The organism is Amycolatopsis balhimycina FH 1894, assembly GCF_000384295.1.
GTDB classification, from domain to species: domain Bacteria; phylum Actinomycetota; class Actinomycetes; order Mycobacteriales; family Pseudonocardiaceae; genus Amycolatopsis; species Amycolatopsis balhimycina.
Genome location: NZ_KB913037.1, coordinates 2,953,216 through 2,968,036 on the forward strand (window position 1 = coordinate 2,953,216; position 14,821 = coordinate 2,968,036).

At 72.2% G+C, this 14,821-nt stretch carries 11 protein-coding genes and 1 riboswitch; of the genes, 7 read left to right on the top strand and 4 right to left on the bottom strand.

What is annotated here, in order from left to right; translation table 11 throughout:
* Window positions 1-78 precede the first annotated feature (78 nt).
* Window positions 79-188, top strand: a riboswitch (cobalamin riboswitch).
* Window positions 189-238: 50 nt separating this feature from the next.
* The 5 genes from cobN (at window position 239) to A3CE_RS0112580 (ending at window position 8,908) form a co-directional block, all read left to right on the top strand.
* The gene (gene cobN / locus A3CE_RS0112560) at window positions 239-3,802 is read left to right on the top strand and encodes a cobaltochelatase subunit CobN (RefSeq protein WP_020640444.1); all 3,564 of its coding nucleotides are present in this window, start codon (window positions 239-241) and stop codon (window positions 3,800-3,802) included.
* Window positions 3,803-3,882: 80 nt separating this feature from the next.
* Complete coding sequence (locus tag A3CE_RS0112565) at window positions 3,883-5,763, top strand: ArnT family glycosyltransferase (RefSeq protein WP_020640445.1); 1,881 nt, start codon at window positions 3,883-3,885, stop codon at window positions 5,761-5,763.
* Window positions 5,764-5,798: 35 nt separating this feature from the next.
* Complete coding sequence (locus A3CE_RS0112570) at window positions 5,799-6,455, top strand: response regulator transcription factor (RefSeq protein ID WP_020640446.1); 657 nt, start codon at window positions 5,799-5,801, stop codon at window positions 6,453-6,455.
* Between the two features lie 10 nt (window positions 6,456-6,465).
* Window positions 6,466-7,557 (top strand): sensor histidine kinase, encoded by a 1,092-nt coding sequence (locus tag A3CE_RS0112575; RefSeq protein WP_020640447.1) that lies wholly within the window; start codon window positions 6,466-6,468, stop codon window positions 7,555-7,557.
* A 145-nt stretch (window positions 7,558-7,702) separates the two neighbouring features.
* A complete protein-coding gene (locus A3CE_RS0112580) occupies window positions 7,703-8,908 on the top strand; it encodes a chitinase (protein ID WP_020640448.1) in 1,206 nt (401 codons plus the stop codon).
* 19 nt (window positions 8,909-8,927) lie between these two features.
* Here the strand turns inward: A3CE_RS0112580 and A3CE_RS0112585 are convergent, their stop codons facing one another.
* Complete coding sequence (locus tag A3CE_RS0112585; RefSeq protein ID WP_020640449.1) at window positions 8,928-10,019, bottom strand: dihydrofolate reductase family protein; 1,092 nt, start codon at window positions 10,017-10,019, stop codon at window positions 8,928-8,930.
* An 86-nt stretch (window positions 10,020-10,105) separates the two neighbouring features.
* Here A3CE_RS0112585 and A3CE_RS0112590 point away from each other — a divergent pair, with 86 nt between their 5' ends.
* The gene (locus tag A3CE_RS0112590) at window positions 10,106-10,357 is read left to right on the top strand and encodes a hypothetical protein (RefSeq protein WP_026468418.1); all 252 of its coding nucleotides are present in this window, start codon (window positions 10,106-10,108) and stop codon (window positions 10,355-10,357) included.
* A gap of 22 nt (window positions 10,358-10,379) precedes the next feature.
* On the opposite strand, the gene A3CE_RS0112595 is transcribed toward A3CE_RS0112590, so the two are convergent.
* From A3CE_RS0112595 to A3CE_RS0112605, 3 genes are all read right to left on the bottom strand, one after another.
* Window positions 10,380-11,612 carry an aldehyde dehydrogenase family protein gene (locus A3CE_RS0112595; RefSeq protein WP_020640451.1) on the bottom strand — a complete coding sequence of 411 codons (1,233 nt, stop codon included), beginning with the start codon at window positions 11,610-11,612 and terminating at the stop codon, window positions 10,380-10,382.
* Window positions 11,613-11,738: 126 nt separating this feature from the next.
* Window positions 11,739-12,524: a M50 family metallopeptidase gene (locus tag A3CE_RS0112600; RefSeq protein WP_020640452.1), complete on the bottom strand. Its 786-nt coding sequence runs from the start codon at window positions 12,522-12,524 to the stop codon at window positions 11,739-11,741.
* A gap of 472 nt (window positions 12,525-12,996) precedes the next feature.
* Window positions 12,997-13,902 carry a DNA-3-methyladenine glycosylase family protein gene (locus tag A3CE_RS0112605; protein ID WP_026468419.1) on the bottom strand — a complete coding sequence of 302 codons (906 nt, stop codon included), beginning with the start codon at window positions 13,900-13,902 and terminating at the stop codon, window positions 12,997-12,999.
* 147 nt (window positions 13,903-14,049) lie between these two features.
* Here A3CE_RS0112605 and A3CE_RS0112610 point away from each other — a divergent pair, with 147 nt between their 5' ends.
* On the top strand, window positions 14,050-14,808 hold the full coding sequence (locus A3CE_RS0112610; RefSeq protein WP_020640454.1) for a class I SAM-dependent methyltransferase: 759 nt from the start codon (window positions 14,050-14,052) through the stop codon (window positions 14,806-14,808).
* Window positions 14,809-14,821 lie beyond the last annotated feature (13 nt).

Sequence of the window (14,821 nt, forward strand, 5' to 3'; positions counted from 1 at the left end):
CAGCGCCGGTCAACGTCACCTTGACGCACTTCGACCGGCACCGGAGAGTGAGGGCGATACCCACGCGTCGGCAGGTGGAGGAACCCGGTGAGAGTCCGGGGCGGTCCCGCCACTGTCACCGGAGAGCTGGGTCCGGCGCCGCCTCCGCGGGAGGGAGTGCGTCGGCGGGTCTCCGGGAGCCAGGAACTCCGGCCGGCGCGCCCGTCTACCCGGGGCGCGGACCCCGAGGAGGAACCTCGTGATCCTGCTTTTGTCCACTTCGGACACCGACCTGCTCAGCGCTCGATCGAGCGACCGAGAGTACCGGCTCGGCAACCCCGCCCGGCTCGACGTCGCCGAGCTGCCCGGGCTGCTCGACGGCGTCAAGATCGTCGTCGCGCGGATCCTCGGCACGCCGCGGAGCTGGCAGGACGGCCTGGACACGCTGCGGGCCTCGGGCGCGCACGTCGTCGTCCTGGGCGGGGAGCAGACGCCGGACGCCGAGCTGATGAAGCTCTCGACCGTTCCGGCCGGCATCGCCGCCGAGGCCCACGCGTACCTCGCGCAGGGCGGCCCGGCGAACCTCACCCAGCTCCACCGGTTCCTCTCCGACACGCTCCTGCTCACCGGCGACGGCTTCGAGCCGCCCGCCGAGCAGCCCGCGTGGGGTGTGCTGGAGCGTCCTTCGCAGGGCGACGGCCCGGTCATCGGGATCCTGTACTACCGGGCACACCACCTGTCCGGGAACACGGCGTTCGTGCACACGCTCGCCGACCAGATCGAAGCCGCGGGCGGGCGCGCGTTGCCGATCTACTGTGCTTCGCTGCGTACGCGCGAGCCGGAGATGATGGCCGAGCTGACAACCGTCGACGCCCTGCTGGTCACGGTGCTCGCGGCCGGTGGCACGCGGCCGTCCGAGGTGGGCGCCGGCGGGGACGACGAGGCGTGGGACGTCGCCGAGATGGCCGCGCTCGACGTCCCGATCCTGCAGGCGCTGTGCCTGACCAGCGACCGCGAGGCCTGGGCGGCCAGCGACGACGGCCTCTCGCCGCTCGACGCCGGGAACCAGATGGCCGTGCCGGAGTTCGACGGACGGCTGATCACGGTGCCGTTCTCGTTCAAGGAACTCGACGAAGACGGGCTGCCGCGGTATGTGCCGGACGCCGAGCGCGCGTCGCGCGTCGCTCGCATTGCGCTGGCACACGCCCGGCTGCGGTACACGCCTCCTGCGGAGCGGCGCATCGCGCTGATGCTGTCCGCGTACCCGACGAAGCACTCTCGCGTCGGCAACGCGGTCGGGCTGGACACGCCCGCGTCGGCGGTCGAACTGCTGCGGCGGATGCGCGATGTGGGCTACGACCTGGGACCGGACGCGTTCCCCGGCGTCGAGCCGACCGGGACCGACCAGCCCGACGGTGACGCCCTCATCCACGCGCTGATCGCCGCCGGCGGCCAGGACCCGGAGTGGCTCACCGAGGAACAGCTGGCCGGGAACCCGATCCGCGTGCCCGCCGCGCGGTACCAGGAGTGGTTCGACGCGCTGCCGGCCGAACTGCGCGACGGCGTCGAGGAGCACTGGGGCCCGGCGCCCGGCGAACTGTACGTCGACAACGGCGACATCGTGCTGGCGTCGCTGCAAAGCGGCAACATGATCATCATGATCCAGCCGCCGCGCGGGTTCGGCGAGAACCCCGTCGCGATCTACCACAACCCGGACCTGCCGCCGAGCCACCACTACCTGGCCGCCTACCGGTGGCTCGAGGAGGAGTTCGGCGCGCACGCCGTCGTCCACCTCGGCAAGCACGGGTCCCTGGAGTGGCTGCCGGGCAAGACCGCGGGGCTTTCGGCGTCGTGCGCACCCGACGCCGCGCTCGGGAACCTGCCGCTGGTGTACCCGTTCCTGATCAACGACCCCGGCGAGGGCGCGCAGGCGAAACGGCGGGCGCACGCGACGATCGTCGACCACCTGATCCCGCCGATGGCGCGCGCGGAGTCGTACGGCGACATGGCGCGGCTGGAGCAGCTGCTCGACGAGCACGCGAACATCGCGGCGATGGACCCGGCGAAGCTGCCGGCGATCCGCGCGCAGATCTGGACGCTGATCCAGGCCGCGAAGCTCGACCACGACCTCGGCGTCGAGGAACGGCCGCACGACGCGGAGTTCGACGACTTCCTGCTGCACATCGACGGCTGGCTCTGCGAGGTCAAGGACGCGCAGATCCGCGACGGGCTCCACGTCCTGGGCGCGGCGCCTACCGGCGAAGCCCGCGTCAACCTGGTGCTGGCGATGCTGCGCGCGTCGCAGATGTGGGGCGGCAAGCAGGGTGCGATCCCGGGCCTGCGGTCGGCGCTGGGGCTCAAGGAGAACGCGCCGATGTCCGAAGTGGACGCGGTCGAGAAGACGGCGCGTGAGCTCGTCCAGACGATGGAGATGCGCGGCTGGGACGCGACCGCGGTCGCTTCGGTCGCGCCGGACGAGCAGGTCGCGCGGGTGCTTTCGTTCGCGGCTTCCGAGATCGTCCCGCGGCTCGCGGGGACGTCCGCCGAACTCGACGCGGTGCTGCACGCGCTGGACGGCGGGTACATCCCGGCCGGGCCGAGCGGGTCGCCGCTGCGCGGGCTGATCAACGTGCTGCCGACCGGCCGGAACTTCTACACCGTCGACCCGAAGGCGATCCCGAGCCGGCTCGCCTGGGAAACCGGGCAGGCGCTGGCGGATTCCCTTTTGAAGCGCTACCGCGAGGACACGGGCGACTGGCCGAAGTCGGTCGGGCTTTCGGTGTGGGGCACGTCGGCGATGCGGACGTCCGGCGACGACGCGGCGGAAGTCCTGGCGCTGCTGGGCGTCCAGCCGGTGTGGGACGAAGCTTCGCGGCGCGTCACGGGCATCGAGGCCGTTCCCCTGGCCGAGCTGGGCCGGCCCCGGATCGACGTCACGGTGCGGATCAGCGGGTTCTTCCGCGACGCGTTCCCGCACGTGATCGCGTTGATGGACGACGCGGTGCGGCTGGTGGCGTCGCTGGACGAACCCGGTGACGAGAACTTCGTCCGCGCGCACGTCTCGGCGGACCTGGCCGCATACGGCGATTCCCGCCGGGCGACCACGCGGATCTTCGGGTCGAAGCCGGGCGCGTACGGCGCCGGCCTGCTGCCGCTGATGGACAGCGGAAACTGGCGCGACGACAAGGACCTCGCGGAGGTGTACGCGGTGTGGGGCGGCTTCGCGTACGGCCGCGACCTCGACGGTCGCCCGGCGCGCGAGGACATGGAGAATTCGTACAAGCGCATCGTGGTGGCGGCGAAGAACACGGACACGCGCGAACACGACATCGCCGACTCGGACGACTACTTCCAGTACCACGGCGGGATGATCGCGACGGTCCGCGCGCTGACCGGCGCGGCCCCGGCGTCCTACGTGGGCGACAGCACCTCACCGGACGCGGTCCGCACCCGCACGCTGGGCGAGGAGACGGCCCGGGTGTTCCGCGCGCGGGTCGTCAACCCGCGCTGGCTGGCGGCGATGCGCCGTCACGGCTACAAGGGCGCGTTCGAGCTGGCGGCCACAGTGGACTACCTGTTCGGCTTCGACGCGACAGCAGGCGTCGTCGGCGACTGGATGTACGAGAAGCTGACCGAGTCGTACGTGCTCGACGAGGTGAACCAGGAGTTCCTGCGGCAGGCGAACCCGTGGGCGCTGCGCGGGATCGTGGAGCGCCTGAACGAGGCGGCGGACCGCGGGCTGTGGGAGGAGCCGGACCCGGCGTTGCTCGAGAAGATGCGCGAGGTGTACCTGTCGCTGGAGGGTGACCTCGAGTCGGAATGACGGCCGCGGCGGCTACGCTTCGCCTTCCCCGCCGCTGAGCGGAAACGCCCGGGAAACGCGGGCCGGGGTTGGGTGGCGGCATGATCACCGCCGCTCCCCCGAAGACCCGCTCCTGGGCGCTTCCGCTCGTCTGCCTCGGCGCCGCCGTCCTCTACGCCTGGAAGATCGGCGACGGCCAGGTCGGCAACACCTACTACGCCGCCGCCGTCAAATCGATGACGAGCGGCTTCACGAACTTCCTCTTCGGTGCCTTCGACCCGTACGGCGTGGTGACGGTCGACAAACCGCCTCTCTCGTTGTGGCCCCAGGCGATCTCCACGCTGGTCTTCGGCTACCACGGCTGGGCGCTGCTCCTGCCCCAGGTGCTCGAAGGCGTCGCGGCGGTCTTCCTCCTGCACCGGACGGTCCGGCGGTGGGCGGGCGAAAACGTCGCCCTGCTCGCCGCCGTGATCCTCGCGCTCACGCCGGTCACCGTGATCATCGACCGCGACAACAACCCGGACACGCTGCTCGTCCTCTTCCTGGTCGCCGCCGCGTACGCGCTCACCCGCGCGCTCGAAGACGGGCGGAAGTGGCTGTTCTGGTGCGCGTTCTTCGTCGGCTGCGGCTTCCTGACCAAGATGCTGCAGGCCTGGATCATCGTCCCGGTGCTTGCGCTCGCTTACTTCGCGGGGACGACCGCGCCGGTCAACCGCCGTCTCCTCGACCTGCTGGGCGCCGGGGTCGTGCTCGTCGTGTCGTCGTTCTGGTGGATCGCCCTGTACGACTGGTGGCCCGGCGCCAAGCCCTTCATGGGCGGCAGCGCGGACGGTTCCGCGTGGGACCTCGTCTTCGGCTACAACGGCTTCGGCCGTCTCTCCGGCAACGGCGAGAGCGGCGGCATGATGATCATGCGCAATGGGCAGCTGACCATGACGTCCTTCGGCGGCGACCCCGGACCGGGCCGGATGTTCAACGACGTCGTCGGCGGCCAGATCTCGTGGCTGCTGCCGCTGTCGCTGCTCGCGCTGATCGTCGCCGGTCGCCGGTGGCGCGACGCCGGCTGGGTGCTGTGGGGCGGCTGGCTGCTGGTGACGACCGCGGTGTTCAGTTTCGCCGGCGGCATCTGGCACCCGTACTACACGACGGCGATGGCGCCCGCGATCGCCGCGGTCTCCGCCGCCGGGCTGGCGCTGCTGTGGCGCCACCACCGGCGGACTCTGCTGCCGCTCGCCATCGCGTCGACCGCGGCCTGGGCGTTCGTGCTGACTTCGCGGGACACGTCGTTCCACGGCTGGACGCGCTGGGCGGTGCTCGGCACGGCCGTCGCGGCCATCGCCGGGCTCCTCGTCACGCGGAGCCGGTCGGCGCTGGTCGCCGGGCTCGTGCCGCTGCTGCTCACCCCGGCCGTGTGGTCGTACGCCGCCGCGCAGAGCACGTCCGCGGGCACCCTGCCCGCCGCCGGCCCCGCTCCGGGCGGGCCCGGACCGGTGCCCGGCGGTCCCGGACCGGCGCCGGGTCCGTCCGCCGGTGGACCGGGGCCCCGGCTGGTGCTCGGCGGCGGGGGCGACGGCACCGCCAGGCTGTCCGACAACCAGCGGCGCATCCTCGGCTACGCCCGGCGCAACGGCACCGAGATCACCCTGGCGGTGAACAGTGAAGCGAGCAGCGTCGCGCCGTTCATCATCGACTCGGACGCGACCGTGATCGGCATGGGCGGCTTCGGCGGCCGCGACAACGCGCCGTCGGTCGCGCAGCTCGGCCGCTGGCTCGCCGAGGGCAAGCTGCGGTTCGTGCTGAGCAGCGCCGGCACCGCTCAGGGCGGGCCCGCGCGGAGCCCCGTCCAGGACGAACGCCGTCGCTGGATCGAGGGGCACTGCGCGGTCGTCGACGCGAGTGCGTACGGCGGCCGGCCCGGCCCCGCGCAGGACAGTGGCCCGGTGCGGATCGGCGGCGCGGACACGCTCTACCAGTGCCGCTAACGGCGAGGAAACACCGCCGCGGCGATCATGGCGGCATGCGGGTCCTGGTGGTGGAGGACGAGCCGATGCTCGCGGACGCGATCGCGGAGTGGCTGCGCGGCGAGTCCCACGCCGTCGACCTCGCCCACGACGGCGGCGCGGCGCTGGAGCGGATCGCCGTGCACGACTACGACGTCGTCGTGCTCGACCGGGACCTGCCGGTCGTGCACGGCGACGACGTCTGCCGCGAACTGGTGGCGTCCGGAACGGCGACGCGGGTGCTGATGCTCACGGCGGCCGCGGAGGTCACCGACCGCGTCGGCGGGTTGTCCCTCGGCGCCGACGACTACCTGACCAAGCCGTTCGCCTTCCCCGAGCTGGCCGCGCGCATCCAGTCGCTGGGGCGGCGCTGCCGCCCGGCCGCACCGCCGGTGCTGCGCCGATCCGGCGTCACGCTCGATCCGGCGCGGCACGAGGTGTTCCGCGACGGCCGGTACCTGCCCCTGTCCAAAAAGGAGTTCGCGGTGCTCGCCGAGCTGCTGCGCGCCGACGGCGCCACCGTCTCCGCGGAACACCTGCTGGAGAAGGCGTGGGACGAGCACGCGGACCCGTTCACCGGCGCGGTCCGGCTCACCATCCTCAAGCTGCGCCGCAAGCTCGGTGACCCACCGCTGGTGGAGACGGTCACCGGGGTCGGCTACCGGATTTCATGAGGCGGCTCCGGTGAGCCTCCGGCTGCGGCTGACCGTGCTGTACGGCGGATTGTTCCTGCTGGCGGGCGGCGTGCTGCTGGGCGTGACGTACCTGCTGTTCACGCGGCAGGTGGGGCGGCGGGTGACGATGCTCGTCGGCACCGCGCCGTCCGGCCTGCCCCCACTGCCGTCACTGCCTTCGCCGGAGTCGCTCGACGAGCAGGCGCGGCAGGTCCGCGAGGCGGCGGCGACGTCGCTGCTGATGCAGGGCGCGATCGCGCTCGGCGCCGTGGCCGTGCTCGCGGCCGCGGCCGGCTGGCTGGTGGCGGGGCGCGCGCTGGCGCCGTTGCGCCAGGTGACGGACACCGCCCGCCGGATCGCGGCGGCGGCCGACCCGGGCGGCCACGAGCGCATCGCGCTGCCCGGGCCGGAGGACGAGGTGAAGGATCTGGCCGACGCGTTCGACGTGATGGTCGAGCGCCTCGACCGGTCCTTCGACGCGCAGCGCCGGTTCGTGGCGAACGCGTCGCACGAGCTGCGCACCCCGCTGACGCTGAACCGCTCCCTGGTCGAGGTGGCGATGCACCGCCGGACGGCGTCGGACGACGTCCGCGAGCTCGGCACCAAGCTGCTGCAGATCAACTCCCGGCACGAGAAGCTGATCAGTGGGTTGCTGCTGCTGGCCAGGTCGGAGAGCGCCCTGACCGAGCGGCGCCCGGTGGACCTGGCCGCAGTGGTCGCCCACGTAGTCCCGCCGGGCGTCTCGGAGGAGCTGGGCGAAGCGGTGGCGCTGGGCGACGCACTGATGCTGGAGCGCCTGGCGCACAACCTGGTGGAGAACGCGATCCGCCACAACACCGAGGAGGGCTGGGTCCGGGTGACGACCCGCTCCGTGCCGGGCGGCGTCGAGCTTTCCGTGGCCAACAGCGGACCGGTGATCCCGCCGTCGGAGGTCCCGGCGCTGTTCGACCCGTTCCACCGCCGTGCGCGCGTGGCCGCGGAGGGGGCGGGGCTGGGATTGTCGATCGTGCGCTCGGTGGCGCACGCCCACGGCGGCGAGGTGGTGGCGACGGGGCGGCCGGCCGGAGGGCTCGTCGTGGTGGTGACGCTGCCCGGCGCTTGACCTGCTTCGTCTTTCCTCGGACAAATATCGGATATTCCGGGCTTTTCACCTCCCGGTCCGCGATGCCCGACCTTGGTGGCTTGACTTCGTTAATGGTCTAGTCCAATGATCTGTCCACCTCGAAATCCCCACGGGAGGACAGCTCATGCGCAAGAGCAGACTGGCCGCCATCGGGCTCGCCGCCGCCGCTTTCGCCGCCACCGCCGTCAGCCTCGTGCTCGGCGCGCCTTCGGCGACCGCGGCGTTGAGCAGCAACTGGTACGCCGCGGCGCCGTACCTGATGCCCCAGAGCAACAACCCGCCCGACCCCGTGACCGTCATGAACGCGACCGGGCTCAAGGCGTTCCAGCTGGCGTTCATCCTGGCCCCGAACGGTGGTGGCTGCAGCCCGACCTGGGACGGCACCTCGGCGGTCTCCTCCGACACGGCGGTCGCGGGCGTGATCTCGCGGATCCGCGGCGCGGGCGGCGACGTCTCGGTGTCCGTCGGCGGTTACGGCGGCACGAAGCTCGGCCAGACCTGCGGGACGGTGGCCGCGACGGCCGCCGCCTACCAGCAGGTCATCACGAAGTACTCGCTCAAGGCGATCGACCTCGACCTCGAAGAGCCCGAGTACGAGAACACCGCGGCCATCGCGAACGAGCTCGGTGCCGCGAAGACGTTGCAGGCGAACAACCCCGGCCTGTTCGTGTCGGTGACCATGCCGGGCACCGCGGCCGGCACCGGCTGGTTCGGCACGCAGCTGCTCGACCAGGCCAAGTCGATCGGCTTCACCCCGAACAACTTCTCGATCATGCCCTTCGACGGCGGTTTCAACGGCGGTTCGTCGCAGGTGTCGGCATTGGAGGCGTTCCACGGCCTGCTGATGTCGCACCTGGGCTGGGACAGCGCCACGGCGTACTCGCACGAGGGCTTCTCCGGCATGAACGGAAAGTCGGACGCGGCGGAGATGTTCTACACCGCGGACTTCCAGACGGTGTACGACTACGCGACCGGCCACGGCCTCGGCCGCTTCACGTTCTGGTCGGTCAACCGGGACCGCGCCTGCGTCGGCACGACCGACAACGGCGTCTGCAGCAACGTCCCGCAGAACGACTGGGACTTCACGAAGTTCAGCGTCCGCTTCGCGGGTGCGACGCCGCCGCAGACGACACCGCCGGTGACGACGACCCCGACCACGCCGGGCGGCGGCTCCTGCACCGCGGCGGAGTGGGACCGGACGAAGGTCTACGTCAAGGACAACGTCGTCTCGCACAACAGCCACAAGTGGACGGCGAAGTGGTGGACGCAGGGCGAAGAGCCCGGCACGACCGGAGAGTGGGGCGTCTGGGTGGACAACGGCGCCTGCTAGCCGATTTTCTTCAGAAGTCTCAGAAGCCGAGGTGGGTGTTCTCGCGCTGGACCTCCGGGGTCAGCGCGGGCACCTCGACGACGTCGCGCCCGGCCTGCCGCAGCAGCTCGGTGCCCTGGGCGTCGACGAAGACCAGTGGCTCGCGCCAGGCGAACACGATGCGCGGGATGCCGGCGTCGAGGATGAGCTGGGTACAGCTGCGCGGGTGCGAACTCCGGTTGCTGCACGGCTCCAGCGAGCTGTACATCGTCGCCCCGGCCAGGCGCGGGTCGCCGGCGCACTTGGCGAGCGCCGCTTCTTCGGCGTGGTTCAACGGATCGCCCTCGCCGGAATGCCCGGTCGCGACGACCTCGCCGTCGGCGCCGGTGATCACGGCCCCGACCCGGAAGGTGTGGCTCGGCGGGCATTCGGCGGCGAGCGCGATGGCTTCCCTGAGCCGCCGGACGTCCCGGCCGGACGGCTCCTCCGCCGCGCGGTACTCGAGGATCGCCATCCCTTGCAGTTCTTTCGCGCTGGTGAGGACCAGCGGCCGCGGATAGCGCCCCGGCCCGACGAACTTCGGCGCGTCCGGCTGCCCGACGAAGAACGGTGCGATCGCCAGGCGCAGCTCGTCGGCCAGGCCTTCGGTGAGGAATCGCGTGTGGATTCCGCCGCCGCCTTCGACCAGCAGCTTTTCGATGCCGCGCGCCCCGAGGTCGTCGAGGACGCGGCCGAAGTCGGGTGGGTCGCCGGCGTCGACGACGGTGGCGAGGTGCTTCACGGCGTCCGCGGCGCCGGGCGGCGCGTAGACGATCTTTTCGGTGTCCCCCACGGTGAAGAACTGCGCGTCCGGATCGAGGCCGCGGGTGGTCACGGTGACCTTGACGGGCTGCTCGGGCTTTCCCCGCGCCACGCGTTGCCGCCGCAGCTCGGGTGACCGCACGAGCAGCCGCGGGTTGTCGGCGCGGACGGTCCCGGCCCCGACGAAGATCGCGTCTGCCTCGGCCCGCAACCGGTCGACGACGGCGAAGTCGTCCTCAGTGGACAGCACGAGCCGCTCGGGCGAGGTGTCGTCGAGGTAGCCGTCGAGCGACTGCGCGGCGGACAGCAGGACGTGCGGCCGGGAGATCACCCGCCCCAGTATGCCGTAACACCTTCGGTGATCCTCGCGTCCTACGACGTATCCCTGTGATCCCCCATCCCCCGGAGCTGCGGAACATGACCACGCGAGGCTGGTACAAGGAACGGACACTCACCACGGTCGACACCGTCGGCCGCGAGGTGCCGGTGACGACCGGGCTCACCCGCGACCCCGAAGGCCGCCTGGTCGCGGCGATCGCCATCAGCGACGGCCCGACGGCGATCTACCGCTACTCCGGGGACACGAGCGACCGGACCGAGCTGGTCACCAACGCCGCGGACACCGTCCAGGAGCTCCGCAAGCTCGCGGACATCCCGCCCGCGCAGTGACGTCCGGCACCGGCGCGGAGCTTCAGGCGGGCAGGACCGCGTACTGGCGGACGTAGAGGTCCGTGTACGTCACCGGCCCGCGGGGACCGGGGACCTTGTCCAGGTTGATGCCGGTCTCCGGGACCGCGAGCAGCTTGAAGCCGTCGAGGAGGCGGGTCGGCGCGTTCCAGAAGACGCCCGTGCCGGTGTAGCCGTCGAAGAAGGCGTCGGCGGCCGACTCGTCCTCGGTGGCGATGCCCGCCGCCAGGCCCGAGGTCCGCTCGTTGGCGATCTCGACGGCGTCGGCGAGCGAGCCGACCTTGGCGACCGTGACGGTCGCTTCCCGGTCGGAGTCGAGCGCCCACTCGTAGCCGATGGGGTGCTCGTGCGGGGCCAGCGAAGGCGTCACGCCCCGCTCGGCGAGCGCCTCGGAGATCGCCGGCCAGGCTTCGTCGTGGATGCCCTCGTGGACGAGGAGCAGGTTGAGCCGGTTGCAGACGCCCAGGCGGTCGAGGCTGGCGTAGACCAGGTCACGCGCCTTGGTGACGTCCGCGCCACGGTCGACGTACAGGACCCCGCCGCCGTCGGCGTGGGCGAGCGTGCGCACGCCGTGGACCGCCGCCTCGGTGGCGAGCGCCCGGGTGCTGTCACCGCTGCCGCGCAGGATCACCAGCGGCACCAGGTCCGGCAGCCGCACCAGCGCGGACGCCGCCTCGCGCTCGACACGGGGCACCAGCTGGACGCAGTCCGCGTCGATGCCCGCCTCCGCCAGCGCCGGCGCGATGACGACGTCGCGCAGCCGCTGCGCCGAGCCGAGCGCGGCCGAGCCGGTGCGCAGGACGCCGCCGTTGCGCGACTTGACCAGCTGCGACGCCACGTCGACGGTCACGTTCGGCCGCGCCTCGTAGTTCGCGCCGATGACGCCGACCGGGCGCCGCCGCTCGACCAGCCGCAAGCCGCCGTCCAGCGTGGACACCTCGACCGAGCGCTCCTGGTGTGACGCGCCGGCGAGCAGCCGCAGCTGCTCGGCCATGCCGGTCAGCCGATCCGGGGTGATGGTGAGCCGGTCGAGCAGACCGGCGCTCATCCCCTCGCTCTTCGCGCGCTCGACGTCGGCCTGGTTCGCCTCGAGGATCTCCTCGCGGTGCGCGAGCAGCCGTTCGGCCATCCCGGTCAACGCGGCGTCGACGGCCTCCGCGCTCGCGGCGGCGAGCGACGGCGCGGCCAGCTTCGCCGCCCGTGCGCACTCCTCCACGGCCTTGGCGACCTCGTCCATCGTTCGTCTCCCTCCGCGCGACCAGCGAGAGACCAGTTTGCCGCATGCGCGCGGCCCGGTGACCGGCGCCCGGCCGCTTACCGCGGCGGGGCCGCCCGGTGGCTGACGCGGCGGGCGCCCGGCCGCCTACGCGGCGACGGGCTCCAGCAGCCACAGCCCACCGGCGATCAGGCAGCTGACAGTCGCCACGGCGAACACCAGCACCCACAGCACCGGCGGCACCGCGGTGAGCCGGCCGAGCTGGTCGGCGTCGGAGTCACGGGCCTGCCCGCGCCGCCGCTTGACCTGCAGCTCCGCCACCGGCCGCACGCCGCCGAACAGCAGGAACCAGGTCACGAGGTAGCTGAACGGCGCCTGCACCTCGACCGGCGCGACGAACGCGACCAGCGCGAGCACCGCGGCGCTGGCGACGACGGTGAACACCCCGTAGGCGTTGCGCACCATCACCAGCACGCCGAGCAGCAGCAGCGCGATCAGGACGAGGACCGTGCCGACCAGGTCGGCGCCCAGCAGGCTGGCGAACAGCAGCCCCAGCACCGAAGGCGCCACGTACCCGGCCATCGCGGTGAACGCCATGCCCGGCCCCTCGGGCTTGCCGCGCGAGACGGTGACGCCCGAGGTGTCCGAGTGCAGCTTGATGCCCTGCAGGCGCCGTCCGACCAGCACGGCGGCCAGCGCGTGGCCGGCCTCGTGCACGATCGTGACGACGTTCCGCGCCCGCCGCCAAGGCGTCCCGCCGACGAGCACGACCAGCATGGCCACACCGCCGGCGACCAGGGTGATCACCGCGGGGGTCTGGGCCTGGTGGAGCAGCGAACCAGCCGCCGAGGGATCGGTGGCGGCGGCCGCGCGGAAAGCCGACAGGGCGTGACCGGCCGGTCCGCCGAGCGCGAGTTGAACGGGCGAGCTCACCCGGACACCTCACCACAGGCGACATCTGGCTACTGTGAGTCCCCACCGCTCGCCGCTGCGCGGCTTCCGGTATCGGGTCGTTGCGTTCTCCTTTCTGCCGGGACCGTGGATTGTGTTGCCGACGCCGACGGGTCGGTGCGCGCCTTCACAGGACTGACCCTCCGGGCCTGCGGCCGTGGAGCAATGAGGCCTCGCCGAGCGGGTCCGCGCTCAAGCCGGATCCAAGCTCGGTGAGCGGACTCGCGCGCACGCCCGGGGCACTGCGAGCAGGTCGAGAACCGCCGGGGTCAGGCACCGAGCACCGCGGCGGACCAGCCGCCAACCGGGGCACGTGCCGAACACGGGCCAGCCGGAGCCGGACGCCGGGCACGCCAGCCGCCGCCGGTTCAGGCACCGAGCATCGCCAGTGCGACCGAACACCCGGAGGACAGGCGCCAACACCGCAGCCGGGCCGAGCGCCTCCTGGGTCAGGTCATCGCGACTCCCGCATCCTCGCCTCGCCTTCGACGCGGAACAGGAACGACACCCAGCTCCGGAACGGCGCCCAGGCCTCGGCGAACTCCGCCAACCCTGCGACTTCCGCTTGGGGGACGTGGTAGGCGTCGCGCAGGATCTCGTGGAGGCGGCTCTCCGCTCGCGGGAACACGTCCGGATGGCCCGCCCCGCGGATCAGGATCAGCTCCGCGCTGAACCGGCCGATTCCCGGCAGCAGCTGCAGCTGTTTCAGTGCCTCCTCCGCCGGCATCGCCCGCAATACGGCCGCGTCCAGCAGTCCCGCGGCCGCCGCCTCGGCGATGCCGCGCAAGCGTGGCATCTTCGGACCCGGCAGCCCGGGCAAGTACTCCAGTTTCGCCAGCGCGGCGGGAGCCGGGAACGACCTCAGCCTCCGCCCGCCGACGTCCACCTCCGTGCCGTAGCGCTCGGTCAGGCGCTGGCGCAGCCGCACCGCCTGCGTCATCCAGATCCGGTGACTCAGCACCGCCCAGCACGCCGCTTCGTACGGCGACGCGAACAGCACCGGCCGCAGCCCCGGATGGAGGACCTGGAGCAGCGCCACGACCGGATCCCGGCCGGCGACCTCCGGGAACCCGGTGCCGTCGATGTCCAGCGAACACATCCTCCGCACCTGGGCCACCACCGCCTCCACGTGCTCGGGCGGGCCGTGGACCTCGACCGCCACCTCGCCGGGCGATCTCTGCCGCAGCACCGCGCCCACCGGTGTCCACACGCCCTCCAACGGGAAGGCCACCCGGAGCGCGCCGGGTTCCGCGTCCGGCTGCCCCGCGGGGGCGAAGCCGGTCAGGAACCGGGCCGCCGCGGCCAGGTCGAACTCGCCACGCACCGCGATCTCCGCGCACGGAACGGACATTGTCGTCATCTCTCCTCCTCGGATCGGGATCTCGCCTGCGACGTTAGGAAGGGGCACCGACAATTCCGGGCGCCGAACGCCTGAGCGCGGACTTGTTCACTCGATCGAGTGCGGGCGAGTGGGCATACTGCCGGTATCCGACCCCCGGGAGGGACTGTGCCGACCAGCCGGAACACCGCCCTCGAGCGGCTGAACACCCTGCTCGAGACGTCGGCGGAGACGGACAACGGCTACCTCGACCTGCTGGGCGCCGCGAACCAGGCCGGTCCGCCGACCGGCATCACGCAGCGCCTGATGCGCACCACCCTGCTCCCGCAGGTCTACGAGCGGTACTGGCGCCCCGCCCTCGGCCGCGCGCTCAAAGGCCCGTTCGGGCCGAGCATGGCGGGTGAAGTCACGCTCGCCACGAAACTCCTCCGGCTGAAACCGGGTCACACAGCGCTCGACGTCGCTTGCGGAACCGGACGGTTCACCCGCGCGTTCGGCGCGGCCGTCGGCCCGGACGGGCTCGCGATCGGGCTCGACGGCGCCCGCACCATGCTCGCCAAGGCCGTCGGCGAGGGCGGCCCGGACACCGTCGCCTACCTGCGCGCCGACGCCGTGCACCTCCCGCTGAAGGCGTCCACTGTGGACGCAGTCTGCTGCTTCGCCGCGCTTCACATGTTCGCCGAGCCGGAGACCGCACTGGACTCCTTCGCCCGCGTACTCAAACCGGGCGGCCGGATCGTGCTGCTGACGACCGCACGCAGCGGATGGCAGCCCCGGCGGCTGATCGAGTCGGCCGGCGGGATCGTGAGCGGGCAGCGGATGTTCGACCGCGGCGAAATCGCGGCGAGCCTGCGGGCCCGCGGCTTCACGGAGATCACTGGACGCTACGCCGGCGTCACGCAGATCGTGGCGGGCCGGCTGGGCTGAGCGGCACGAATTG